The 20,984-nt window shown below is 63.6% G+C and carries 23 protein-coding genes; 7 read left to right on the top strand and 16 right to left on the bottom strand.

What is annotated here, in order from left to right; translation table 11 throughout:
* Nucleotides 1-3 precede the first annotated feature (3 nt).
* A complete protein-coding gene (locus tag B5D37_RS09995) occupies nt 4-324 on the bottom strand; it encodes a helix-turn-helix domain-containing protein (RefSeq protein ID WP_078758589.1) in 321 nt (106 codons plus the stop codon).
* Entirely contained in the window at nt 302-691 is a 390-nt protein-coding gene (locus B5D37_RS09990) for a type II toxin-antitoxin system RelE/ParE family toxin (protein ID WP_078758588.1), read from the bottom strand. The genes B5D37_RS09995 and B5D37_RS09990 overlap by 23 nt, the downstream gene beginning before the upstream one ends.
* A gap of 103 nt (nt 692-794) precedes the next feature.
* Between B5D37_RS09990 and B5D37_RS09985 the strand changes: the two genes are divergently transcribed.
* Nucleotides 795-1,988, top strand: coding sequence for a potassium/proton antiporter (locus tag B5D37_RS09985; RefSeq protein WP_200809224.1), 1,194 nt, complete (start codon nt 795-797; stop codon nt 1,986-1,988).
* On the opposite strand, the gene B5D37_RS09980 is transcribed toward B5D37_RS09985, so the two are convergent.
* The 6 genes from B5D37_RS09980 to B5D37_RS09955 form a co-directional block, all read right to left on the bottom strand.
* Entirely contained in the window at nt 1,985-2,275 is a 291-nt protein-coding gene (locus B5D37_RS09980) for a HigA family addiction module antitoxin (RefSeq protein WP_143814252.1), read from the bottom strand. The genes B5D37_RS09985 and B5D37_RS09980 overlap by 4 nt on opposite strands.
* Nucleotides 2,276-2,291: 16 nt before the next feature.
* On the bottom strand, nt 2,292-2,573 hold the full coding sequence (locus B5D37_RS09975; protein ID WP_078758586.1) for a type II toxin-antitoxin system RelE/ParE family toxin: 282 nt from the start codon (nt 2,571-2,573) through the stop codon (nt 2,292-2,294).
* A 99-nt stretch (nt 2,574-2,672) separates the two neighbouring features.
* Nucleotides 2,673-2,951 (bottom strand): hypothetical protein, encoded by a 279-nt coding sequence (locus B5D37_RS09970; RefSeq protein WP_078758585.1) that lies wholly within the window; start codon nt 2,949-2,951, stop codon nt 2,673-2,675.
* Nucleotides 2,952-3,058: 107 nt separating this feature from the next.
* Nucleotides 3,059-3,442 (bottom strand): hypothetical protein, encoded by a 384-nt coding sequence (locus B5D37_RS09965; RefSeq protein ID WP_078758584.1) that lies wholly within the window; start codon nt 3,440-3,442, stop codon nt 3,059-3,061.
* Between the two features lie 25 nt (nt 3,443-3,467).
* Entirely contained in the window at nt 3,468-3,950 is a 483-nt protein-coding gene (locus tag B5D37_RS09960) for an RcnB family protein (protein WP_078758583.1), read from the bottom strand.
* A 79-nt stretch (nt 3,951-4,029) separates the two neighbouring features.
* Nucleotides 4,030-4,410 carry a YajD family HNH nuclease gene (locus B5D37_RS09955; RefSeq protein WP_078758582.1) on the bottom strand — a complete coding sequence of 127 codons (381 nt, stop codon included), beginning with the start codon at nt 4,408-4,410 and terminating at the stop codon, nt 4,030-4,032.
* Nucleotides 4,411-4,589: 179 nt separating this feature from the next.
* Here B5D37_RS09955 and B5D37_RS09950 point away from each other — a divergent pair, with 179 nt between their 5' ends.
* A complete protein-coding gene (locus B5D37_RS09950; protein WP_078758581.1) occupies nt 4,590-5,699 on the top strand; it encodes a helix-turn-helix transcriptional regulator in 1,110 nt (369 codons plus the stop codon).
* A 108-nt stretch (nt 5,700-5,807) separates the two neighbouring features.
* Complete coding sequence (locus B5D37_RS09945; RefSeq protein WP_159447378.1) at nt 5,808-6,935, top strand: serine hydrolase domain-containing protein; 1,128 nt, start codon at nt 5,808-5,810, stop codon at nt 6,933-6,935.
* Between the two features lie 4 nt (nt 6,936-6,939).
* Here the strand turns inward: B5D37_RS09945 and B5D37_RS09940 are convergent, their stop codons facing one another.
* From B5D37_RS09940 to B5D37_RS09925, 4 genes are all read right to left on the bottom strand, one after another.
* On the bottom strand, nt 6,940-7,611 hold the full coding sequence (locus tag B5D37_RS09940; protein WP_159447377.1) for a tetratricopeptide repeat protein: 672 nt from the start codon (nt 7,609-7,611) through the stop codon (nt 6,940-6,942).
* A gap of 83 nt (nt 7,612-7,694) precedes the next feature.
* Nucleotides 7,695-8,627, bottom strand: a complete 933-nt coding sequence (locus tag B5D37_RS09935) for an alpha/beta hydrolase family protein (RefSeq protein WP_078758578.1) — start codon at nt 8,625-8,627, stop codon at nt 7,695-7,697.
* Between the two features lie 92 nt (nt 8,628-8,719).
* Entirely contained in the window at nt 8,720-8,941 is a 222-nt protein-coding gene (locus B5D37_RS09930) for a helix-turn-helix transcriptional regulator (protein WP_078758577.1), read from the bottom strand.
* Nucleotides 8,938-9,555 carry a hypothetical protein gene (locus B5D37_RS09925; RefSeq protein WP_078758576.1) on the bottom strand — a complete coding sequence of 206 codons (618 nt, stop codon included), beginning with the start codon at nt 9,553-9,555 and terminating at the stop codon, nt 8,938-8,940. The genes B5D37_RS09930 and B5D37_RS09925 overlap by 4 nt, the downstream gene beginning before the upstream one ends.
* A 132-nt stretch (nt 9,556-9,687) precedes the next feature.
* On the opposite strand from B5D37_RS09925, the gene B5D37_RS09920 reads away from it, so the two are divergent.
* Together B5D37_RS09920 and B5D37_RS09915 are read left to right on the top strand one after the other, a co-directional pair.
* Nucleotides 9,688-10,488 carry a restriction endonuclease gene (locus B5D37_RS09920; protein ID WP_078758575.1) on the top strand — a complete coding sequence of 267 codons (801 nt, stop codon included), beginning with the start codon at nt 9,688-9,690 and terminating at the stop codon, nt 10,486-10,488.
* Between the two features lie 98 nt (nt 10,489-10,586).
* Nucleotides 10,587-11,444, top strand: coding sequence for a DUF6216 family protein (locus B5D37_RS09915; protein ID WP_078758574.1), 858 nt, complete (start codon nt 10,587-10,589; stop codon nt 11,442-11,444).
* Nucleotides 11,445-11,728: 284 nt separating this feature from the next.
* Here the strand turns inward: B5D37_RS09915 and B5D37_RS09910 are convergent, their stop codons facing one another.
* The gene (locus tag B5D37_RS09910) at nt 11,729-12,106 is read right to left on the bottom strand and encodes a hypothetical protein (RefSeq protein WP_078758573.1); all 378 of its coding nucleotides are present in this window, start codon (nt 12,104-12,106) and stop codon (nt 11,729-11,731) included.
* A 117-nt stretch (nt 12,107-12,223) separates the two neighbouring features.
* Between B5D37_RS09910 and B5D37_RS09905 the strand changes: the two genes are divergently transcribed.
* Nucleotides 12,224-14,518, top strand: a complete 2,295-nt coding sequence (locus tag B5D37_RS09905) for a DEAD/DEAH box helicase family protein (protein ID WP_200809223.1) — start codon at nt 12,224-12,226, stop codon at nt 14,516-14,518.
* A 53-nt stretch (nt 14,519-14,571) separates the two neighbouring features.
* Nucleotides 14,572-15,312: a DUF3427 domain-containing protein gene (locus B5D37_RS14935; protein ID WP_200809230.1), complete on the top strand. Its 741-nt coding sequence runs from the start codon at nt 14,572-14,574 to the stop codon at nt 15,310-15,312.
* Here B5D37_RS14935 and B5D37_RS09900 read toward each other — a convergent pair.
* The 3 genes from B5D37_RS09900 to B5D37_RS09890 all read right to left on the bottom strand — a co-directional run bounded on the left by B5D37_RS09900 (nt 15,307) and on the right by B5D37_RS09890 (nt 20,884).
* The gene (locus B5D37_RS09900) at nt 15,307-15,525 is read right to left on the bottom strand and encodes a hypothetical protein (protein WP_078758572.1); all 219 of its coding nucleotides are present in this window, start codon (nt 15,523-15,525) and stop codon (nt 15,307-15,309) included. The two genes, B5D37_RS14935 and B5D37_RS09900, sit on opposite strands and share 6 nt — an antisense overlap.
* A 761-nt stretch (nt 15,526-16,286) precedes the next feature.
* Nucleotides 16,287-17,039, bottom strand: a complete 753-nt coding sequence (locus B5D37_RS09895) for a nucleotidyltransferase family protein (protein ID WP_078758571.1) — start codon at nt 17,037-17,039, stop codon at nt 16,287-16,289.
* Nucleotides 17,040-17,107: 68 nt separating this feature from the next.
* Entirely contained in the window at nt 17,108-20,884 is a 3,777-nt protein-coding gene (locus B5D37_RS09890) for a methylmalonyl-CoA mutase family protein (RefSeq protein ID WP_078758570.1), read from the bottom strand.
* Nucleotides 20,885-20,984 lie beyond the last annotated feature (100 nt).

Genomic DNA, 20,984 nt, shown 5'->3' with positions numbered 1-20,984 from the left:
CTCTCAAAGCAGTACTTCCAGCCCCTTGCGGTCGATCAGGTCCAGCAGTTTCAGTGATGGACCGCTCGGCCGCTTGGCTCCAATCTCCCATTGCCGCACGGTAGAAGCGCTGGTGTTGAGCACGCCAGCGAACACCACCTGGCTCAGCCGATGGCGCGACCGCAGCTCGCGGATGCGTTCGGCGGGCCAGTCTGCAACCGGCGCGAGGCAAAGCGCATCGAATTCACGCATGCGCCGCGCATCGATGAAAGCCGCAGCATGGAAATCCTGCGCGGTCTCGTGGACCTCGTCCAGGATGCGGCTAGTGGTTCGCGCCTTGGTCATGGGGAATTTCCTTGAGTAGCTGTTGTGTCACTTGAGCGTCCAATTCGGCAGCCGACAGATCCAGCAAGGTCCTCGCCAGAGCCTGCAGGGCTTCAAGCTCGCGCCGCGTGATGCTGCTCCGTTCGTTCTTTTCGAACCCGAACACGAAGAACCATCGATCACCACGGTTGGTCGCTACCAACGTCCTTGCACCGCCACGCTTGCCCCGGCCGGCGATGGGGACCCGCTTCTTGACTACGCTCCCGCCGAGATCCGCATCTACGAGGCCAGCCGACATTTCCGCGACCGCAACCGATAGCGCCGCTTCCGATACCGCGCTCCTGCGCAGCCACCGCACAAACGCGCGGGTCATGAAGATCCGTTTCATGACGTGACTATAACACTTAGAGTTATAGATAGAACAATGCCGCGGGCCAGACAGCCGCGGTAATACCATTGCAGCCCCGCCCCCTCCCCAGACACCCCGACACTTGAACACCTCCTCCGAGCTCCTGCTGTTCGTCGTCGGGCTGTTGCTGATGCTGACCGTGATGGCGGGCAGTTTCTCCAGCCGCTTCGGCCTGCCGGCGTTGCTCGGCTTCCTGGGCCTGGGGATGCTGGCGGGTGCCGACGGCCCGGGTGGCATCAACTTCGAAGACCATGCCGCCGCCCAGGGCGTGGGCGTGCTGTGCCTGGTCTTCATCCTGTTCTCGGGCGGCCTGGACACGCACTGGAAGAGCGTGCGGCGCGCGACGGTGCCGGCGCTGGTGCTGGCCACCGTTGGTGTGCTGGTGAGCGCGGGCGTGGTCGCCATCTCGGCGATGTGGCTGTTTGCGTTCACGCCCCTGCAGGGCTTCCTGCTGGGCTCGGTCATCGCATCGACGGATGCGGCGGCGGTCTTCGCCATCCTGCGCTCCAGCCGCCTGCCGCTGCGCGACGAGGTGCGCGGCCTGATCGAGCTGGAATCCGGCTCCAACGATCCGATGGCGATCTTCCTGGTCGGCGCCGTGCTGCTGCTGATCGCCACGCCCGATACGTCGGTCGCGGCACTGGTGCCGGACTTCATGCTGCAGATGGCCGTCGGCGCCGGCGTGGGCTACGGCATCGGCGTCGGCATGCCGATGTTGCTGCGGCGGGCCCAACTGCACGTCGGCGGGCTGGCACTGGTGGTGTCGATCGCGGTCGCCCTGCTGGGCTATGGCTTGGCGGGACTGATCGGCGGCAGCGGCTTCCTCGCCTGCTACGTGGCCGGCATCGTCGCCGGTCATCGCGAGTTCCCCGACAAGGAGACCGTCTCCCTGTTCCAGGATGGCCTTGCCTGGCTGGCGCAGGTGGTGATGTTCCTGACCCTGGGCCTGCTGGTCTACCCGACCGAGCTGCTCGACGTCGCCGGCCCGGGCCTGGCGGTCACCGCGGTGCTGATGCTGGTCGCACGGCCTTTGAGCGTCTTCCTGTGCCTCGCCCCATTCCGGGCCTACGGCTGGCGCGAGAAGCTGTTTGTCTCGTGGGCCGGCCTGAGGGGCGCGGTGCCGATCGTGCTGGCGACCTTCCCCATCGTCGCCGGCGTGGAGGGCGCACAGTCGATCTTCAACATCGTGTTTTTCGTGGTGCTGGTCTCCAGCATCGTGCAGGGGCCGACCCTGGGCTGGATGGCACGGCGGCTGTCGCTGGATCGCCCTGGCTAGGCTGCGATCCGCTCGATCTGACCGATTGTGTCGCCGAGCGTGCGGTGTGCCTCTTCGAGATCGTAGTCAGCCTGCAGCCCCAGCCAGAACCGCTCGCTGGTGCCCAGTGCGGCGGCGAGTCGAACGGCAGTATCGGCGGTGATACCGCGCTTCCCCAAAACGATCTCGTTGATGCGACGCGGAGGTACGCCTGCGGCTCTCGCCATCGCGTTCTGGCTAATACCCAGCGGGATGAGGAATTCCTCCAGCAGCACTTCACCGGGGTGGATGTTGGGCAGGGCCTTCACTGTCGTCTCCGTTGCTTCAGTGGTAATCGACGATCTCCACGTCATGGGCGTCACCATTCCTCCAGCGGAAGCACACGCGCCATTGGTCGTTGATCCGGATGCTGTGCTGGCCCTTGCGGCCACCTTTGAGTGCTTCAAGACGATTGGCGGGAGGAATCCGCAGGTCATCCAGGGTGACAGCGCTGTTAAGCATGCGCAGCTTGCGGCGGGCGACCTGCTGAATCACGGCAGGCAGTCGTCGGGACGCCGAGCCGCGCCAAATCTTTTCCGCTTCCTTGTCGGCAAAGCTCCGAATCACACAGCAACCATAACGCCACCCGTTATATGACGCAACCCGTTACAGGTCCCAAGCCATCAGCTGGGCATGCTCGACGTCCTCGAAGCTCTGTCCCACGGCTCAATCGCGCCGGAGACGGCGAGCCTGTTCAGCCGCAGCCTTCAGCACGCGGACGTAGTCGGTCTGGAACTTGGGGGCCTGCTCCGCGACGTTCTCCAGCCCCTCCACGTAAGCCGCCACCAATGTCGGCGCGTTGTACTGGTCGGCCAGCTCGGCCATGGTCTTGGCCACGGCATCGCGCACGTGCCAATCCACGTTCATGCCCTTCTGCGCTTCATTGGCGAGGTCGACGACGCGCAGCAAATGCGGCGTCACCAGACCCACGATGGTGGTTCTCATCCGTACAACCCTGGTTTCAAAACTGCGGAAGGCTCACGCGGCGGGCGCCAATAGTAGCGCCAGCATCCGCCCGTGCGTGAAAACCCCGCGTCCTGGCGCAGCCGTCGTTATTGCACCGGCGCCAGACGGTGGGACGGGTGCGAGCAAACCACCAGCCCGCCCTCGCCCGACGCGTCACCGACCACCTGCACCTGCATGCCGACGGCCAATGCCTCCACGTCCACCGGCGGCGCCTCGCACAGGTTCCAGCGTGCCGGCAGCTCGACCGCAACGCGACCACCGTCGGCGGCATCGACTTGTACCACCGCATTGCCATCGTACGCCCATGGCTGGGTGTCGATGGACGCGACAGTGCCGGTGATCGTCACCGGACCGGCGGCCCCAGGTTCATTCCCGGGCGTGTCGACGGCGGGGGACGTGGCGCAGGCGGTGGTGGCGAGCACCAGCGCGCAGGCCAAGGGGAACAGAGCGACGGAAGCAATGGGGCGCATGGGTGGTCCTTGTATGCAGGTGCGATCAGTCGCCGAGTATGGTCGAGATCAGGCCAGTGGCCATCTGCACCAGGTAGTAGGTGTCGTCGTCCTGGTACGGGCGCACCCAGACGTGGCCGGCCGGCGGCGGGGCCAGGTCATAGCGGCCGTAGTCGCGCACGTAATAGCTGTCGCCGAGGTAATCGCGCGGGATGTACTCGCCACGCGCCCAGCGGCGGTGCTCGCGGACATCCTCGCGCCACTCGCGCTCGGCCTCGCGGCGGTCCTTCCAGTATTCGCGTTCGGCCTCGCGGCGGTCCTTGGCGACCTCGCGCGCGTGCTCGCGGCGGTCTTTCTCATACTCGCGGCGGTCCTTCTCGTATTCACGGACAGCCTCGCGACGGTCCTTGGCATGCTCGCGCTGTGCCTCCGCGTAATCCCTGCGCAGCTCCTTGCGGTCGTCGTCGGCAAAAGCGGTGCCGGAGAAGGTGATGGCGGCCAGCGCACTGGCGATCAGAAGCTTCTTCATGGCGTGCTCCCGGGATGCTGGAAAGGAGCCCCGACTCTATGCCGGGCCGCCTGAACCGCTCATCGCCGCGAAGACTCGGTCAGCCGTCTCCCGGCGACCCCTTGCCCAGCAAAGACTTCAGCCCGGCGAAGGGGTTGGACGTGGCCGAGGCCGCCTTGTCCTCGGCATCCAGCGCGCTGACGCCGGTGTGGTCGATCTGGCGGGAGTGTTCGTTGTCGTGGCAGTACACGCACAGCAGCTCCCAGTTGCTGCCGTCGGGCGGGTTGTCGGAGTGGTTGTGGTTGCGGTGGTGGACCGTCAGCTCCTGCAGGTTGGCCCGGGTGAACTCGCGCGCACAGCGGCCGCAGACCCACGGGTACATCTTCAGCGCGCGCTCGCGGTAGCCTTTGTCGCGCTGCTCGGCGCTGCGCCGGGCCTCGGCGACGATGCGGTCGAGCTTGGTGTCCTGGGGCGTGGGCATGGTGGCGGGTCCAATGGGCGTCGGTCGAGTCGGGCGCCGATGCTGGCACCTGCCGCAGTATCACCCGAAGCTTCCGGATCCGCGTGTTTGGCTACCCGGAGCTGAAAGCGATCCGACACCTGCCCCGCCGCCTGCGGCAGACTGGGCGGCGTCTTCCCGCCACAGGACGCCGGCCATTGATGGACACAGTGTTGCTGCTCGGATTCATGCAGGGTGCGATCACGGGCCTGGCGCTGCTGTTCTATGCCGGCCGCAAGAATGGGTCGCACTGGCTGGCACTCGGGGTGCTGGCGCTGTCGCTGACCCTGCTCCGGCTGTGGACGCACGCTGCGGGGCTTGAGGGGCACTTGTTGCTGCGGCGGCTACCGCTGAGCTTCGACCTGGCGATCTTCCCGCTGTTCTACCTGTACGTGCTCAACCTCACGGCGGCCCCTGCCGCATCGACCCGTCGCGCGCTCGCATGGTTGCTGCCGTGGGCGATCTTCATGGGCTATTCCGTGCTCGTCTACGTTGCCGGCATTGGAGAGCCGAGCATCGCGAGGCTGGATGCCGTCGCTGCGCGGTGGCACTACGGGGAGCTCAAACGGCTCGAGGACTACCTGACCATCGGGATCAACACCGTGCTGGCGGTGCTGGTGTGGTCGAGGGTGAGGCGCCATCACGCCCGTATCGCCAACTGGATCCCGGAGCGGTACGCGGACCTGCTCGGGCTGCTGAAGGCAGTCATGGCCCTGGCGCTGGTGGCGGCCATCATCAATCTGGCCAGCTTTGCGGCCAACCACCTGCTCGGGCTGGGCGCGCGCAGTGTCTTCAGCCTTTCGGCCCAGGCGTTCTACGTCGTGCTGGTCTACACGGCAGGCATCGTCGGCTTCCGGCTGAAGGACCTGCCGCGTTTTCCGGACGCCGCAGCCGAGCCCGCCCCGCCTGCCCGCCCTGCCCGTGCTGACCTGCCCACCGACGAGGCCTTCGGCCGGCTGCAAGCGCTGATGCAGGAATCACAGCTGTTCGCCGAGCCCGATCTGGACCTCAACATGGTGGCGCAACGGCTGGGCCTGACCGCGGCTGAAACCTCCCGGCTGATCAGGGAAGGCGCCGGCAAGAACTTCCGTACCTACGTCAATGAGTTCCGTGTCGAAGCGGTCAAGCGGAAACTGCGCGATCCCGGCTACCGCAGCGTGTCGGTGTTGGCGATTTCACTCGAAAGTGGCTTCAACTCCGAATCGAGCTTCTATCGCGTATTCAAGGCTGACACGGGCCTGTCGCCAACCGAATTCCGCCAGCAACCGTAGACAGGAATGGCCTCCCGTTTTTTTTGGGAGCATCCCATTGGCCAGCGGGAGGCATGTCTGCCGGGGCCGGGTGAGTCTGAGCGCCCACTTCCTCGGAAACAGGCACCCATGACCTCCAGCCATTCCGGCTCCCGCCTCGCCGCCGTTCTCTATGCGGCGCTGCTTTCCCTTGCCACCGGTTGCGCGTTGGATACGCGCCCGCACGGCCTCGCGGACTTCCCGAAGTCCCCGCACTGGAATGCGCCCGCCATCACCCGACTGGCGAGCGACGCCCCCCAGCACCGCTCGGACGCATTGATCATCGCCAAGGACGGCGAGCTGGTACTCCGGCAAGGCCAGGCCGTGGAGAAGATCAATACGCATTCCGTCCGCAAGAGCATCCTCGCGGTGCTCTACGGCATGGCCATCGAAAAGGGCCTCGTGGAGCTCGATGACAGCCTGGAAGAACTCGGCTTCGACGACCGCGAAACACCCCTGACAACTGCGGAAAAGCAGGCCACGATCCGCGACCTGATGATGTCCCGATCAGGCATCTATATCGATGCTTCCGGGCAGAACTGGGAACGCCCGGACCGCCACGCCGCGAAACCGGGCGAAGAATTCTTCTACAACAACTGGGGATTCAACGCGCTCGGCGAAATCCTGGAGCGCGAGACGGGCATGGAGCTGGGCGAGGTGATCGCCACGTGGCTGGCGGAGCCTCTCGGCATGCAGCACTTCGAGCCGGCCGATGTCGACTGGGACAGCATCGATGGGTCCAGTGTCCGGCAGTACGTCATCTACATGAGCGCCGACGACCTGATGCGCCTGGCGGTGCTGGTGGCCGACGAAGGCAGCTATCGCGGCAGGCGGCTGGTATCGGCGGAGTGGATCCGCGACATGACCGCCATGCACTCGTCCACCGCGACCGACCCGGAAAAAGCCTTCGGTGGCGGATTCTTCGAGGGATACGGCTACATGTGGTGGACGCGCCAACAGAACGGGCGGCGCCTGCTCTGCGCCGACGGCTGGGGTGGGCAGTTCGTCATCATTGATCCCGAAAGCCGCCTGGTCATGGTCAACCGCCGAAATACCGGCACGAACCTGCTGGCCCAAGGCTGGTTCCTGTGGCGGGGCGTCGAAACCGACCGCCCCTACATGTTCAACCTCTTCGAACAGGTGAACGACATGCTTGATGCAGGCGCCGGGCATGCATCAGCCACGCAGCCCGAACGGGACGACCCTCTCCAGCAGTGAAACGTCACCCGCCTTCCCGGTGATCGGGAGCAGCCGCCGCCGGGTCGACAGCCGGCCCGGCCCCTGCGCTCCAGAATGCGAAAAGCGCCTGCATGCGCTCGCGTTGCTCGGGACGCCAGTGGCTGATCCTGTCCTTCATTCCGGCCTCGGTGCTCCAGTCCTTGCTCGCGCCGACCGCAGCCTGGTACCACTTCATCGCCTGCTCGACGTCGCCTTGCGTCCAGTACGTCAATGCGAAGGTATAGGGGACCCAGAACGGGCGGCCCCCGTGAAGGCGTACGGACTCCTGCCAGTCTTCGAGCGCCCCGGCCAGATCGCCCATGTCGTAGCGGCTCCAGCCGCGCGACCAGAGGATGTGCCGAAGCTCCGGGCTCTGCGGCGGTGCAGCTTCGAGTGCCGCATCGTAATCGCGCCGCGCCCGCTCATGGTCGCCTGCCCTGTCGAGCAGATAGGCCCGGTGTATCCGCGCCGACACGTTGCGGGGATTGCGCCGCAGCTCGTGGTTCAGGAGCTCGCGCCATCTGCTGTTGTGTCCCGGCGGCGGCTGCCAGGCAATCGCCGACGGGTCCTCGTGAACCCATAGCCCCGATGTCGCCGTGTCGTCGGCGGCCCACGTCACGGGCGACAGGCAACCCAGCATCAGGAACAGCACCAAACGACGGCCGATCATGGACATACCTGGCATTCCTCGAAAACAGTTACAGACTGGCTCCGGGACTGCAGCCGGTCCGAAGCGTACATCTTCAGGGTTCTCGCCAGTTAGCTCTCTGCCACGCTCACCGGCCGGCACCCCGCCTGGGTAGCGACGTGTTCCTGCAGGAACGCTTCGACACGGTCGAAATGATCGACCACCGCCTCGTGCCCGCCTTCCACCACGACCAACTCTTTGGGATAAGAAGACCCCGCGCCTTCCAGCCGCTCGACCATGCGGCGTGACATCCGTACCGACGGCCACATCTCGTCGTCCTGCGCAGCAACCAGCAGGATGGGCCCCGCGATGCGCTCCACCGGAATCGCTGCCGCGGCGGCGGTCTCGCCCGCCAGCGTCCGCTCCATCACGGCATGGAGATTGCCGCCGATCAGGTCGGGCGTGGCCGACCACGGGATGGGCGCAAACGGCAGCGGCTCCCCGCGATACGACCACGAAGACGTGGTCATCGCGTCTGTATGCGCGGGGAAGACCGTGTCGCCCGGGGCCATGGCAACCACCGCATCGATGTCCGGGTCATGCGCGGCGAGGAGCAGCGCCAACTCGGCACCCTTCGACCCGCCCATGAGGATCACGCAGTCGCCGTTGACTGCCGGGTCGCCCTGCGCCTCGCGGATTGCCTCCTGCACGCCCTCCAGCGCGATGCGGTCCAGATCCTGCGGAGTATTGGGCTGCCCGAAATACCCCAGCGCCAGGAGTGCATAGCCCTGTTGCTGGAAGCGGTCGCGCTGTTGTTGCCAGTGATCACGCGTCCAGCTGTTGCCGCCCTCGGCGCCGCCCAGGCCAACCAGCAGGGGCCGCGGGGGGCCAGCGGGCGCATACAGCCGCGCGTCGACCTGCCCATGTCGCTCGGGCAGGGTCTCGGTATCGAAGCTGTAGACCCGCCATAACACCCACGCCGCGCCAACCAGCAGCAGCGCCAGCGCGATGCCGATCGCCCACAGCAGGATCTTGAGTAAGAAGGGAAATGCGCGTGCGCTCATGTCGGGTCGCCTTGGTGGGTGGACTTGGTGGGTGGAACGGGATTACGGCTCGCGGGTTATTGCTAGCGGCTGCGGGGTACCGGGTGCGGAACTCAATCCTCGTCGCCCGTCCAGAAAAAGACCTCGTCGACGCTCAGATCGAAGCTGCGCGCCAGCCGCATCGCCAGTTCCAGCGAAGGTGCATAGCGGCCGCCCTCGATGGCGATGATGGTCTGCCGGGTCACCCCTACCCGGCGCGCCAGCGCCTCCTGTGAGAGCCCGCCGTGCTCGAACCGCAGGCGTCGCAAGTGGTTGCCGACCGGTGGCGCAGTCATTGGTGCAGGTCCGCCTCCGACGCCATCGCTTCCAGCGCGTATGCCCGCAGCCGCGCGATCGCATCCACCAGCACGCTGGCGATGATGGCCAGGATCAGCGCATGGGCGATGGTTGGCCGCGAAAGCTGGCTGACCCAACCGTCGTGCACGAACCCCAGCACCAGGATCTGCACCACCAGCACCGTCAACAGGCCGTAGTGCGCGGTGCGCAGGCCCTGCGAGGCGATGGCGCGGTCGCGCTCGTCGGCACGCGGCGCCGGGTCACGGACGATCCAGTACGCCAGCAAAGCGCCGGCGACCAGCGTCCAACTGTCCCGCCCCAGTGCATGTACGACCGGCGTATGCATCACCAGCGTCGGGCCGATGTGGTACATCGCGGCCAGCAGGTGCCCCGCGACAACGGCATTGGCGGCCAGCGAGACCCAGAGCATGCGCTCGGGCGAGCCCGGTGCGGTGTCGGCCAGCAGCCCCCAGCGCCGCCGCACCACCAACGCCACGAGCATCATCAGCAGCGCACCCGCGACGCCCGGAGGCACCGGCCAGACCGCTGCGCCGGAAGCCAGCAGACCGCCCAGGCCAAAGCTCAGAACCACCACGATGAGGATGCGAGCCATATGTACGCTTTACCGGACATTGTGTCCGGTGGAGCGTACATGTGTGGCTGGGGCGCCGCAAGCGCGAAATGCAGCCACGCAGCATGGCGCGCGCCACCGGCAGCGCTACCATCGCCAGATACGGGAGGGGATATGGGACGTCGAAGAAAGAGTGGCCTGGATGAGGTCGCGTCATCGCCGTGGCCGGTGGGCATTGTGGCGGGCATCCTCGCCTTTCTCCTCATCCGCTACGGCGTCGGGACATGGTTCTCGGCTGCGGGCAGTTCGCTGCTCGGGCCTCTGGGGCAGCAGATTGGCGGGACGCTGGCGCCGCTGGCGTGGTTCGCGATGCTCGCCTGCTGGATTGCAGCGGGCGTGTCCTGGCTCAGGGCGAAGCAGCGACGACGCCTGCACGACACCCGCAGCGACCTCGACAGCCTGGCTGACATCTCATGGCGCGAATTCGAGATGCTGGTGGGCGAGTCGTTCCGCCGACAGGGCTACGAGGTTGCCGAAACCGGACTCGGGGGCAAGGACGGCGGCATCGACCTGATCGTGTCCAAGAGCGGCCGTCGCGAGCTGGTGCAGTGCAAGCAGTGGAAGCGCCGCCAGGTGGGTGCCGCTACGGTCCGCGAAATGTGGGGGCTGGTCGACCACCATGGCGCAGCTGCCGTGCATATCGTCAGCCTCGGGGATTTCACCCCCGATGCAGCGCGCTTCGCCGAAGGAAAGCTGATCCACCTCGTGACCGGGCGCGACCTGCTGGAACGGATACGCGCCGCACAGGCTGGCGGAAGACCGGCACCGACACAGGCGGCTCCCGCCAGTGACACGCCTTCCTGCCCTGTTTGTGCCGGTGCGATGGCCCTCCGGCATAACCGGCACACGCGACAGCCGTTCTGGGGCTGCACGCGTTTCCCGCAGTGCAAAGGCACGACGGCAGTCTCGTTTTGATCCGTACATCGCCCACACGCCGCACCGACCTCAATCACATCCATCCGGCTCGCCGCAAACAGACGAGCAGCCCGTAGCCGACAATCCAAAGGAACCAGATGGACTGGATAGCCATATTTGCCAACAGCGTCTTCATAACCTCGGGAGTCGCCTTCACTCTAGCCGCAGCCTTTACGTGCTGGCGGGCCGGCTCATTCCACCCGATCAACGCACGGCTCTTACGATTCTTCATCAGCAAGGATGACATCGAAGATCCCGTAATCAGAAAAGACCTAGCGGATCAAGCTGCACTAGCCAGCTTCCGGATGACGCATGGAGTCCGCGCGCAGACGCTGAGCGACGCCAAGGCTCTATTGGCGTTTTCCGAAGAGAGCAACATCCCTCTCTATCTGGTTGGACGGGCCGGCTCTGCTTTCGACAAAAAAAGCCTGACGCTGACTCGCTCCCATGGGTCGGCGAAAAGGTGGTTGGGGGGACTAATTATCCTGTTTTTACCTCTGTTCTTAACGCTGATTATGCTTTTGGCCGCCACTGCAAGCAGTCGCTTACTTGTAACGCTCAAAGCCACCGACACCTGGCTCTGGCTCGGCGAAAAAGAAGCAGAGATTGCCTCCCCATTCTCACTAAAAAACCACGAGCCACTCTACGTCAGCTCGTGCAACGGCGACAGCATCGAACAATCGCCCGCCGCCGGGTTTTCTAGGAAAGAGACTCAGATCCTGTGTGATATCTGGGGCGACGCGGAACTCCAGGTACACTTGGAGAAAGAAGTGCGGAAGCAGAGAATCACCCTGATTCTGCCAATCGCTTTTCTCCTATGGTGCTTATACGAAAATTTTGTGGCCATTCGGAAGTGGAGTTCCGTAACAGAATTAGGCCCCCTGCTTGCAGATCAAGCAGGGGTAGTCAGCAAGACCTTGACTCCCGCCGCAGACGCCCCACCGGCGGCTGAGTGACCGTCGCATTTAGTGCGACCCGTTGCCGACACTTCGGTGCGCAATGTCCTGTCCGATACGCCACAGTCGTCCGGTAGCTGTGTAAACCCAGTACGTTGCTCAGTGGGATCTGAAGGCGACTGATAAGCGGGTTATAGCCAAGGCTGGCGTGGTTGCGGTGCCAGCTGTAGTGGTGCAGCCAATACGGCGGCTCACCGACGCGCTGGTCGGAACTGGCGTAGGAGCGCACGTACGCTATTCGCCACCCCGGATGAATAGCCTACTGACAGATCACATCTAGGCACTTATTCGCAGTTGGGTGACAGTCTCACATCCCATCGCCCTTTGGCTGCCAGCATGAGTTTCACCAGGTCGGACAAGGCGCCAGCCACAGGAAGACTCTCGACTTCCTCTACGGAAGCAGAGCGGAGCGCGACGAACTCGTGATACGCGTGATCGAGGTCCGACGGCCCCTCACCCGTTGCAGCGAAATGTTCGGGGCAAAGCGATGGCACACCAACCTGCTCCGCCACGAACTGGTCTCCCCACTCGAGGCACTCACGCACGGCTGACTCGAGCGGCGCTCCCGATAACAGCAGAGCTCCGTGTGTCTTCCAGTTGCCGGCATCCCGGTACATGTATTCGAAGATGCTGCACCCGTCGTCATAGGCCAGATCCGCCATATCGATTCCCCCAATTACTGGACGGAGATATCTTCGCTAGGAGCAGTCGCTCCAACTGAGACCAGGGGGGCCTCCCAATCGACGAATCTGGCCAGCAGCGGTGCTAGCCTGGGCGGCATGACCGGACTCCAGCGTGGGCTGTACGAGCAGCTCATTACCGTGGCGCTTGAAGCGCAGCTAAGAGAGCTTGATGCGAAGCATGAGGCCTTTCGCGCCCGGCTCCACGGAGAAGAAGCGGCCGACCGGATAGCACTGCACTTGGGGACGCTCATACGGCGAGCGATTTCAGGTCTCGATGCCAAACGGCGGACCGACGTAGGCGTGCAGCTTGCCGGACAAATCGTGGATCTTCTCAACGCGGCTGCAAAGGGCGTCGATGCGGCAGATGCACCCTCCCCGGCAGGTGAAGTCCTCCAAGCCATAGCCTCACTGCGGCCCGACGGCACGGCCGAGCACATCAAGCTCCCCGCGACGCCACTGTTGGATACCACCCTGCTGACCAATGCACCGGGGGAACCGCGGATCGGGTTCCAGCTCCAATCCGAAGTCCCGTCCGCCGATCGCATCGACATCCTGATGGCCTTTGTCCGACGCTCCGGTATTCAGCCACTGCTCGAGCTCCTGCGGCGACACCGAGACGCAACGCGACCGTTGCGACTGCTGACTACGACGTACACCAACTCCACGGAGTTGTCGGCACTCCAAGCGCTGCGCGACCTCGGGGCCGATGTACGCGTTTCCTACGACACTTCCAGCACACGTCTCCACGCTAAGGCATGGCTGTTTCATCGTGCTTCTGGCTACTCGACGGCTTTTATCGGTTCGTCGAACTTGACCCACTCCGCGCAGGTCACGGGGCTGGAGTGGAATGTGCGCGTCTCCGGCGCTCGAAACCCTGACGTCATCGACAAGTTCTCGGCCGTCTTCGACAGCTACTGGAACAACGACGACTTCCGCCCCTTCGACGAGGCTGAGTTCCGTGAGCTGACACAAACACCGGCCAGCGGCCCGAGGGTATATCTCAGCCCCGTCGAAATCCGCCCTGAACCGTTCCAATCCCGGCTGTTGGAGCAGATCGAGCTCTCACGGCTGCGAGGCCGGCATCGAAACTTGCTGGTCTCGGCCACAGGAACCGGTAAGACGGTCATGGCGGCACTGGACTACCAGCGCCTGCGGGGGCGCTTGCCACGTACGCGCCTGCTCTTCATCGCTCACCGCAAAGAAATCCTCGAGCAAAGCCTTGCGACATTCCGACACGCGTTGCGGGACGCCGCGTTCGGCGAGCTCTGGGTCGGTGGCAACCATCCGACGCATTTCGATCACGTGTTTGCGTCAGTGCAGAGCCTGACCGCTACCGGCTTGGCCAACATCGAGCCGGACCATTTCGATGTTGTGATCATCGACGAGTTCCACCATGCCGCGGCACGTACCTACAAGGCGCTGCTCGACCACCTTTGTCCAATCGAGCTGCTCGCCCTCACCGCCACGCCCGAGCGCAGTGACGAGGAACCAATCCTGCATTGGTTCAACGGCAGGATCGCCGCTGAACTGCGTTTGTGGGATGCCATCGATCAGCACCGCTTGAGCCCCTTCGCCTACTACGGCATTAGCGATGGCGTGGACTACCGCGGGGTGACGTGGAAGCGAGGTCGCGGCTATGACCCGCAGGAACTCAGCAATTTGGTGACTGGTGATCACGCGCTGGCTCGATTGATCATTGAAAACGTCGCCAAGGTCGCTCCGGATCCCGACTCGATGCGCGCATTGGGCTTCTGCGTCTCAGTGGCACACGCGCGATTCATGGCGGACCAGTTCTGCGAGGCCGATCTGCCGGCAGTAGCGGTATGGGCAGACACGCCACCCGAGCAGCGACGCCATGCTCTAGAGGCGCTGAAAGCCGGCGAACTCCGAGCGGTGTTCTCCGCAGATCTCTTTAACGAAGGCGTAGACGTGCCTTCCGTCGATACTCTCCTGCTGTTGCGGCCGACCGATAGCCCGACTGTTTCCTACAGCAACTCGGCCGTGGCCTACGTCGCCAGGAAACAAAGTCCGTTTGCACCGTGCTGGACTTCGTTGGCCAGCACCGCAAGGAGTTTCAGTTCCACCGCAGGTTTGGAGCGTTACTGGGCGGCAGCCGAAAGCAACTGGAGAAACAGATTGAGAGTGGCTTCCCCTTCTTGCCCAGCGGTTGTCATATGCAACTTGATGCCGTTGCCACGCAAACGGTGCTCGAGAATATTCGTCAGAGCCTGCCTTCCACGTGGCCTGCAAAGGCGCGCGAGCTGCAGCGCGTGGCGGAAGCCACACCCGACATCACGCTCAAGAGATTTCTCGAGGAATCCGGACTCGAGCTCGAAGACATCTACTCCAACAACCACTGCTGGTCCGACTTGCTGGAAGCGGGTGGCGTAGCAACTTTGCCGAACGGGCCTGAGGAGAACGCACTGCGGCGCGCGTTGGGGAGATTGCTCCACCTCGACGATGAGCAGCGGATTAAGCAGTACCGCAGCTTTGCGCAATCAACGCTGCCGCCGAGCATTGGCTCGCTCGATACTCGTACCCGCCGGCTGTTCCATATGCTGGCAACGGTGCTCACCGAGAGCGTAAGCACGGTTGGCGAGAACCTCAATGACGCCGCATCACTGATATGGCAGCACCCACAAGTTTTGATGGAGCTGGACCAGCTGATGGATGTCCTTACCGAACGTATCGATCACGTACAGGCTCCGCTTTCAACGCACCCCGAAGTGCCCTTGTATGTCCATGCCCGATACACACGGAGGGAGATTCTTGCCGCTTTCAGCGAAGGGGATCGGTTGAAAGTGCCGGAGTGGCGGGAAGGCGTGCGCTGGCTTCCGGACGCATCGGTGGACTTGCTGGCATTCACTCTCGACAAAGCAAGTGGACACTTCTCGCCCACCACGCGATATCGGGACTACGCGATCAGCCGGGAGCTGATCCACTGGGAAAGTCAGTCCGTTACCCGTGCGGAGAGCGACACCGGTCAGAGGTACCAGCAGCACGGGACCGCCGGAAGCATTGCACTGCCATTCGCCCGCCTGACGACGGATCAGCGGGCGTTCTGGCTATTGGGGCCTGCGTCATACGTCTCGCATAAAGGCGAGCGCCCGATGGGAATCACATGGCGCCTTGCTCACGATCTACCGGGTGACCTATACGCGCGTTTTGCTGCGGCCGTTTCATAGGCTCGGCGGCAAGACCTGCGGATTGGCCGCCATCACCCGCAGGGTCTGTCGGACGAACACCTCCGAGCGCGGGCCCATGTAGATGAGGTTGCGGCGCTCCGAATCCGGAATCGCCACCAGCCCGGGCAGCGCGGTGGCCAACTGGTCCAGCCCGGCGCGGGCGGTGGTGACCTGATCGTCGGTGATGTCGAGCGAAATGTGGTTCTGGGACACGGTGATCTCCTTGTCGATCCATGTGTGAATCCGGCGAGTGCCGGATGCGTCCTTGCTCCGCCGGTCCGTGTGGCGTGTGGGTTGATCGTGGGTACGGGGCGATCCTGCCAGAAAAGCTTGGTCAGTCCGATTGGCGCTCTGGCCTCGCTACATCTCCGGAGTCGGCGCTTCCAGCACCTTCATCGCCGCATCCGCCTTACGTGTGAGTTCGCGGCGCCCCTCTTCCGTGCGAACGGTCGGTGGGGTCGAACTCATGCAGTGGTCGATGTAGGTGCCCGAAGGTGCATCGATCAGTTCGCGACACCGCTCTGCTGTGGGTACCGGAGCTCGCGCCTGCGACGTCTGGATGTAGCTGGAGTCCGGTGTTGCTGTCGGCGCCGTCCGCGACTGACTGACCGACCTCGTAACCCTGACCGCGGAAGTAGACCGCCAGCAAACTTTCGAAGTGGTCCCAGCCCACGCGGGAAAGCGCGTCGTCGTGACGCTGACGCAAATTATTCAATCCAGACATTCCGCCCCTCGAACTCACACTGATCGGAAACTACTCATGTTACTTGGAAAGCTGGATATTCCCGAGATCATTGAAATAACGGCTATGGCTACTCTTAAGGGAGTCTAAGTTATCGGCCTCCAAAATCACGATTTCAGTCTTCACCGACTTCCCAATAGCAGCAATCTCAACCTCGCGCTTCGCTTTAGATGCCTCGGCACTGTCGCAATACTCCGTTATGCTTAGCAGCTTTCCATCCTGACGACTGTAGTTAATCAGAAAGTACATTGCGATCCTCCATCTGATCAAATTTGAGTAAGATTGCTCGTGCTTCGTACATGGTGTGACGTAGCTGCTGTTCCTGATCCTTGATGCGCTTATTTAGCGTCCGCACCTGATCCCGCCTATTCTGTGATAGTGCAAGCACATGATCGTGCTGCATCTCGTGAAGCCGGTTTACTAATAAATCAAAGTGCCGGGTGTTGTGCGAGAGCCGATCAAGAAGTGATAGGACCTTTTGATTACCTTTTCCATACTTGATCTCCTGCCCATACGTATCAGACAGCTTTTCCGAAATAGTTGCCCAGAAGTGTTGGATCCTAGTACGAATCTGAACTTCCACACATTTTCCTTCATGCATGACCAACAAATGAACCGCGCGATATCCATGAGTTGGATTGTCGCGCTTATCATCCACTTGCAACGACACAAACCAGTCTTTCGCCCTCTGAATGGCTTCATCCTGGGCGGCCAGATTGTGGACGATAGTACGACAACCTGACACATCCTGAACTTGAGAAAGCCGGGAATTGATCCGTCTAAGCTTCTCGATAATTGACAATGTCGACTTGGCCGGCCGACCGGTGATTGTTAGGTACATCTTCTTCGTAAGAATTCTCTCGACATACTTATAGGCGGGAACAAATTCTTCCTGATACTGAAAAAGCTTTGTTAGCGCATCCTCATCAGCCTCGTCACGCCTTAATTTATCGCCAACTTTATCTATTTGAGTTTTGCTCAACATTTCGTCGCCCCTGTTTCAAAGAAAAGCCCGCAAGCGCGGGCCGTTCTTCTGCAATCAATTCAAATAAATCACATATTCCGTCGGTATTCCCCACCCACCTCATACAACGCATGGCTGATCTGCCCTAGCGAGTGCGTCTTCACCGCTTCCATCAACGATTCGAACACGTTCCGGCGGTCGCGGGCGGTTTTCTGGAGGTAGGCGAGACCGGCGTCGCGGTCAGAGGTTCCGATCGCGACTGACGTCGCTCCTACAGGGGCGGACGGGGTCAGGGCGTTGCGGAGCTGCTGGTAGTTGGCGACGTTGTCGATCTGCTGGCCCTTCTCTTCCTCGGTCGAGCGGATCAGTTCGATCTCGGTGACGATGTCGCCGGCGTGCTCCTTCGGCAGGAACGTGTTGACGCCGACCAGCGGCAGGCTGCCGTCGTGCTTCTTGTGCTCGTAGTACAGGCTCTCTTCCTGGATCTTGCCGCGCTGGTACATGGTGTCCATGGCGCCGAGCACGCCGCCGCGCTCGCTGATGGCCTCGAACTCCTTGTAGACGGCCTCTTCGACGATATCGGTGAGCTTGTCGACGATGAAGCTGCCCTGCCAGGGGTTCTCGCAGAAGTTCAGCCCCAGCTCCTTGTTGATGATCATCTGGATGGCGACGGCGCGGCGCACGCTCTCTTCGGTCGGCGTGGTGATGGCCTCGTCGTAGGCGTTGGTGTGCAGGCTGTTGCAGTTGTCGAACAGGGCGTACAGGGCCTGGAGCGTGGTGCGGATGTCGTTGAACTGGATCTCCTGCGCGTGCAGGGACCGGCCGCTGGTCTGGATGTGGTACTTCATCATCTGGCTGCGGGCGCTGGCGCCGTAGCGTTCGCGCATGGCGCGGGCCCAGATGCGGCGGGCGACGCGGCCGATGACGGTGTACTCCGGGTCCATGCCGTTGCTGAAGAAGAACGACAGGTTGGGCGCGAAGTCGTCGATCTTCATGCCGCGCGCGAGGTAGTACTCGACGATGGTGAAGCCGTTGCTCAGGGTGAAGGCGAGCTGGCTGATCGGGTTCGCCCCGGCCTCGGCGATGTGGTAGCCGGAGATCGACACCGAGTAGAAGTTGCGCACGCCGTTGTCGACGAAGTACTGCTGGATGTCTCCCATCATCCGCAGGGCGAACTCGGTGCTGAAGATGCAGGTGTTCTGGGCCTGGTCTTCCTTGAGGATGTCGGCCTGCACGGTGCCGCGGACGGTCTTGAGGGTGTGCGCCTTGATGCGGGCGTAGGTCTCGGCATCCACCAGCTGGTCGCCGGTGATGCCCAGCAGGCCCAGGCCGAGGCCGTCATGGCCTTCGGGCAGGGTGCCGCCATATTCGGGGCGTTGCTTGCCTTCGAACAGCTTGTCCATCTTCGCGCGGGCGTCGTCCCAGCGGGCCTGGTCCTCGCGCAGGTACTTCTCCACCTGCTGGTCGATGGCGGTATTCATGAACATCGCCAGGATCATCGGCGCGGGGCCGTTGATGGTCATCGACACCGAGGTGGTCGGGGCGCACAGGTCGAAGCCGGAGTACAGCTTCTTCATGTCGTCCAGCGTGGGGATGTTGACGCCGGAGTTGCCGATCTTGCCGTAGATGTCCGGGCGCGGCGCCGGGTCCTCGCCGTACAGGGTGACGGAGTCGAACGCGGTGGACAGGCGCGCGGCCGGCTGGCCGAGGCTGAGGTAGTGGAAGCGGCGGTTGGTGCGCTCCGGGGTGCCCTCGCCGGCGAACATGCGGATCGGGTCCTCGCCGGTGCGGCGGTACGGGTAGACGCCGCCGGTGTAGGGGTACGCGCCAGGCAGGTTTTCCTTCTGCAGGAAGGTCAGCAGCTCGCCCCAGGACTTGTACGTGGGCGCGGCGATCTTGGGGATCTGCTGGTGCGACAGGGACTCGCGGTAGTTCTCCACGCGGATGGTCTTGTCGCGGACCTGGTACTCGTTGACCTCGTCGGTGATGGACTTGAGGCGTGCCGGCCAGTCGCGCAGGAGCTTGAGGGCCTCGGAGTCGAGGGATTGGACGGCGTCGTTGTAGCGTTGGCGGAGGTTCAGCAGCGTGCGGTCGGGGGCCCCTGCGCCTGTGTGGGCATTTGTAGGAGCGGCTTCAGCCGCGATCGGAGAATCGGTTTCCCCGCGGGTTTCGCCGTCAGCGGATGTCGCGGTCGGGCCTGAAGACCCTCCTACAGCGGTCGCGACTGACGTCGCTCCTACAAGGGCCTCTGCCTGGTAGAGGTCGAGCTGCTTGGGGAGCTGCGGGTCTTCCAGCTCGCTCAGGGCCTGCCACATCGACTGCGCGCGGTCGGCGATCTCGGCTTGGCTCTCGATGCGCTGGTTGATGCCCCTGCCCTGTTCGGCGATCTCGGCGAGGTAGCGGACGCGGTTGCCGGGGATCAGGACGGTGGCGCGCGGCTCCTTCAGCGAGGTGTCGATGTCGGGGTGGAAGTCGCAGCGGGAATTGCCTTTCGATGTAGGAGCGACGTCAGTCGCGACCTGTACATCGTTCGGGGAGCTCTGCGGGGTCGCGACTGACGTCGCTCCTACATTGGAGCCACCCACGCCGGATGCACCGGCGTCGGCGCCACCACCCACGCCCAGCTTCTCGCGCAGCAGGCGGCAGAGGTTGGTGAACATCCAGCTGATGCCGGGGTCGTTGAACTGGCTGGCGATGGTCGGGTAGACGGGGACATCCTCGTCCTTGGTCTGGAAGGCGACGCGGTTGCGCTTCCATTGTTTGCGGATGTCGCGCAGGGCGTCTTCGGCGCCGCGCTTGTCGTACTTGTTGAGCACCACCAGTTCGGCGAAGTCGAGCATGTCGATCTTCTCCAGCTGGCTGGGGGCACCGAAGTCGCTGGTCATGACGTACATCGGGAAGTCGACCAGGTCGACGATCTCCGAGTCGCTCTGGCCGATGCCGGCGGTCTCGACGATCACCAGGTCGTAGCCCAGGCCCTTCAAAAAGCCGATCGAGTCCTTCAGCACGGCGTTGGTGGCGGCGTGCTGGCGGCGGGTCGCCATGGAGCGCATGTAGACGCGCTCGCTGCGCAGGGAGTTCATGCGGATGCGGTCGCCCAGCAGTGCGCCACCGGTGCGGCGGCGGGTGGGGTCGACCGAGATCACGGCGATGCGCATCTCCGGGAAGTTCGCCAGGAAGCGGTTGAGCAGCTCGTCGGTGACCGAGGACTTGCCGGCGCCGCCGGTGCCGGTGATGCCGATGACCGGGGTCTTGCCGCCAGCCAGCTGCCACTGCTTGCGCTGGTGGGAGAGCTCGGCCTCGTCCAGCAGGCCTTCCTCGATGGCGCTGAGGGTCTTGCCGATGGTGATCTCGTCGTCGATCGCGGCCGGCTTGTCCGGGGTGGTGTCGGCCTGGCGGCCTTCGCTGGCGCGGCGGACCACGTCCTCGATCATCGCCACCAGCCCCATGTGCATGCCGTCGTTGGGGTGGTAGATGCGCTCCACGCCGTAGGCCTGCAGCTCGCGGATCTCCTCGGGGGTGATGGTGCCGCCACCGCCGGCGAAGATCTTGATGTGGCCGGCGTCGCGCTCCTTGAGCATGTCCACCATGTACTTGAGGTACTCGACGTGGCCGCCCTGGTAGCTGGACAGCGCGATGCCGTCGGCATCCTCCTGCAGCGCGGCACGCACCACGTCCTCCACCGAGCGGTTGTGACCCAGGTGGATGACCTCCGCGCCCTGGGCCTGGATCAGCCGGCGCATAATGTTGATGGCGGCGTCGTGGCCATCGAACAGGCTGGCGGCGGTGACGAAACGCAGCGGCGTGGCGCTGGCGGTGGCCGCGCCGGTATCGGCGGCGGAAACGTTGCTGGCGGGGGTGCTCATGGACGCAACTCGACTGCTGGATGCGGGAATGCCCGATTGTAACGCGGCGCCAAAGGCGCTCCCGGCGACGCCCCCGCTCGTCCCCGCCCCGCCACGACGA

The organism is Lysobacter spongiicola DSM 21749 (assembly GCF_900167055.1).
Taxonomy (GTDB): domain Bacteria; phylum Pseudomonadota; class Gammaproteobacteria; order Xanthomonadales; family Xanthomonadaceae; genus Novilysobacter; species Novilysobacter spongiicola.
Note: the sequence above shows the minus strand (reverse complement) of the source record. Positions and strands in the feature narration are given on the sequence as shown.

Excerpts from the sequence above, each read along its gene's own strand:
- B5D37_RS09995 (WP_078758589.1), bottom strand. The coding sequence starts at position 324 with ATGACCAAGGCGCGAACCACTAGCCGCATCCTGGACGAGGTCCACGAG.
- B5D37_RS09990 (WP_078758588.1), bottom strand. The coding sequence starts at position 691 with ATGAAACGGATCTTCATGACCCGCGCGTTTGTGCGGTGGCTGCGCAGG.
- B5D37_RS09970 (WP_078758585.1), bottom strand. The coding sequence starts at position 2,951 with ATGAGAACCACCATCGTGGGTCTGGTGACGCCGCATTTGCTGCGCGTC.
- B5D37_RS09965 (WP_078758584.1), bottom strand. The coding sequence starts at position 3,442 with ATGCGCCCCATTGCTTCCGTCGCTCTGTTCCCCTTGGCCTGCGCGCTG.
- B5D37_RS09960 (WP_078758583.1), bottom strand. The coding sequence starts at position 3,950 with ATGAAGAAGCTTCTGATCGCCAGTGCGCTGGCCGCCATCACCTTCTCC.
- B5D37_RS09955 (WP_078758582.1), bottom strand. The coding sequence starts at position 4,410 with ATGCCCACGCCCCAGGACACCAAGCTCGACCGCATCGTCGCCGAGGCC.
- B5D37_RS09950 (WP_078758581.1), top strand. The coding sequence starts at position 4,590 with ATGGACACAGTGTTGCTGCTCGGATTCATGCAGGGTGCGATCACGGGC.
- B5D37_RS09945 (WP_159447378.1), top strand. The coding sequence starts at position 5,808 with ATGACCTCCAGCCATTCCGGCTCCCGCCTCGCCGCCGTTCTCTATGCG.
- B5D37_RS09940 (WP_159447377.1), bottom strand. The coding sequence starts at position 7,611 with ATGTCCATGATCGGCCGTCGTTTGGTGCTGTTCCTGATGCTGGGTTGC.
- B5D37_RS09935 (WP_078758578.1), bottom strand. The coding sequence starts at position 8,627 with ATGAGCGCACGCGCATTTCCCTTCTTACTCAAGATCCTGCTGTGGGCG.
- B5D37_RS09930 (WP_078758577.1), bottom strand. The coding sequence starts at position 8,941 with ATGACTGCGCCACCGGTCGGCAACCACTTGCGACGCCTGCGGTTCGAG.
- B5D37_RS09925 (WP_078758576.1), bottom strand. The coding sequence starts at position 9,555 with ATGGCTCGCATCCTCATCGTGGTGGTTCTGAGCTTTGGCCTGGGCGGT.
- B5D37_RS09920 (WP_078758575.1), top strand. The coding sequence starts at position 9,688 with ATGGGACGTCGAAGAAAGAGTGGCCTGGATGAGGTCGCGTCATCGCCG.
- B5D37_RS09915 (WP_078758574.1), top strand. The coding sequence starts at position 10,587 with ATGGACTGGATAGCCATATTTGCCAACAGCGTCTTCATAACCTCGGGA.
- B5D37_RS09910 (WP_078758573.1), bottom strand. The coding sequence starts at position 12,106 with ATGGCGGATCTGGCCTATGACGACGGGTGCAGCATCTTCGAATACATG.
- B5D37_RS09905 (WP_200809223.1), top strand. The coding sequence starts at position 12,224 with ATGACCGGACTCCAGCGTGGGCTGTACGAGCAGCTCATTACCGTGGCG.
- B5D37_RS09895 (WP_078758571.1), bottom strand. The coding sequence starts at position 17,039 with ATGTTGAGCAAAACTCAAATAGATAAAGTTGGCGATAAATTAAGGCGT.
- B5D37_RS09890 (WP_078758570.1), bottom strand. The coding sequence starts at position 20,884 with ATGAGCACCCCCGCCAGCAACGTTTCCGCCGCCGATACCGGCGCGGCC.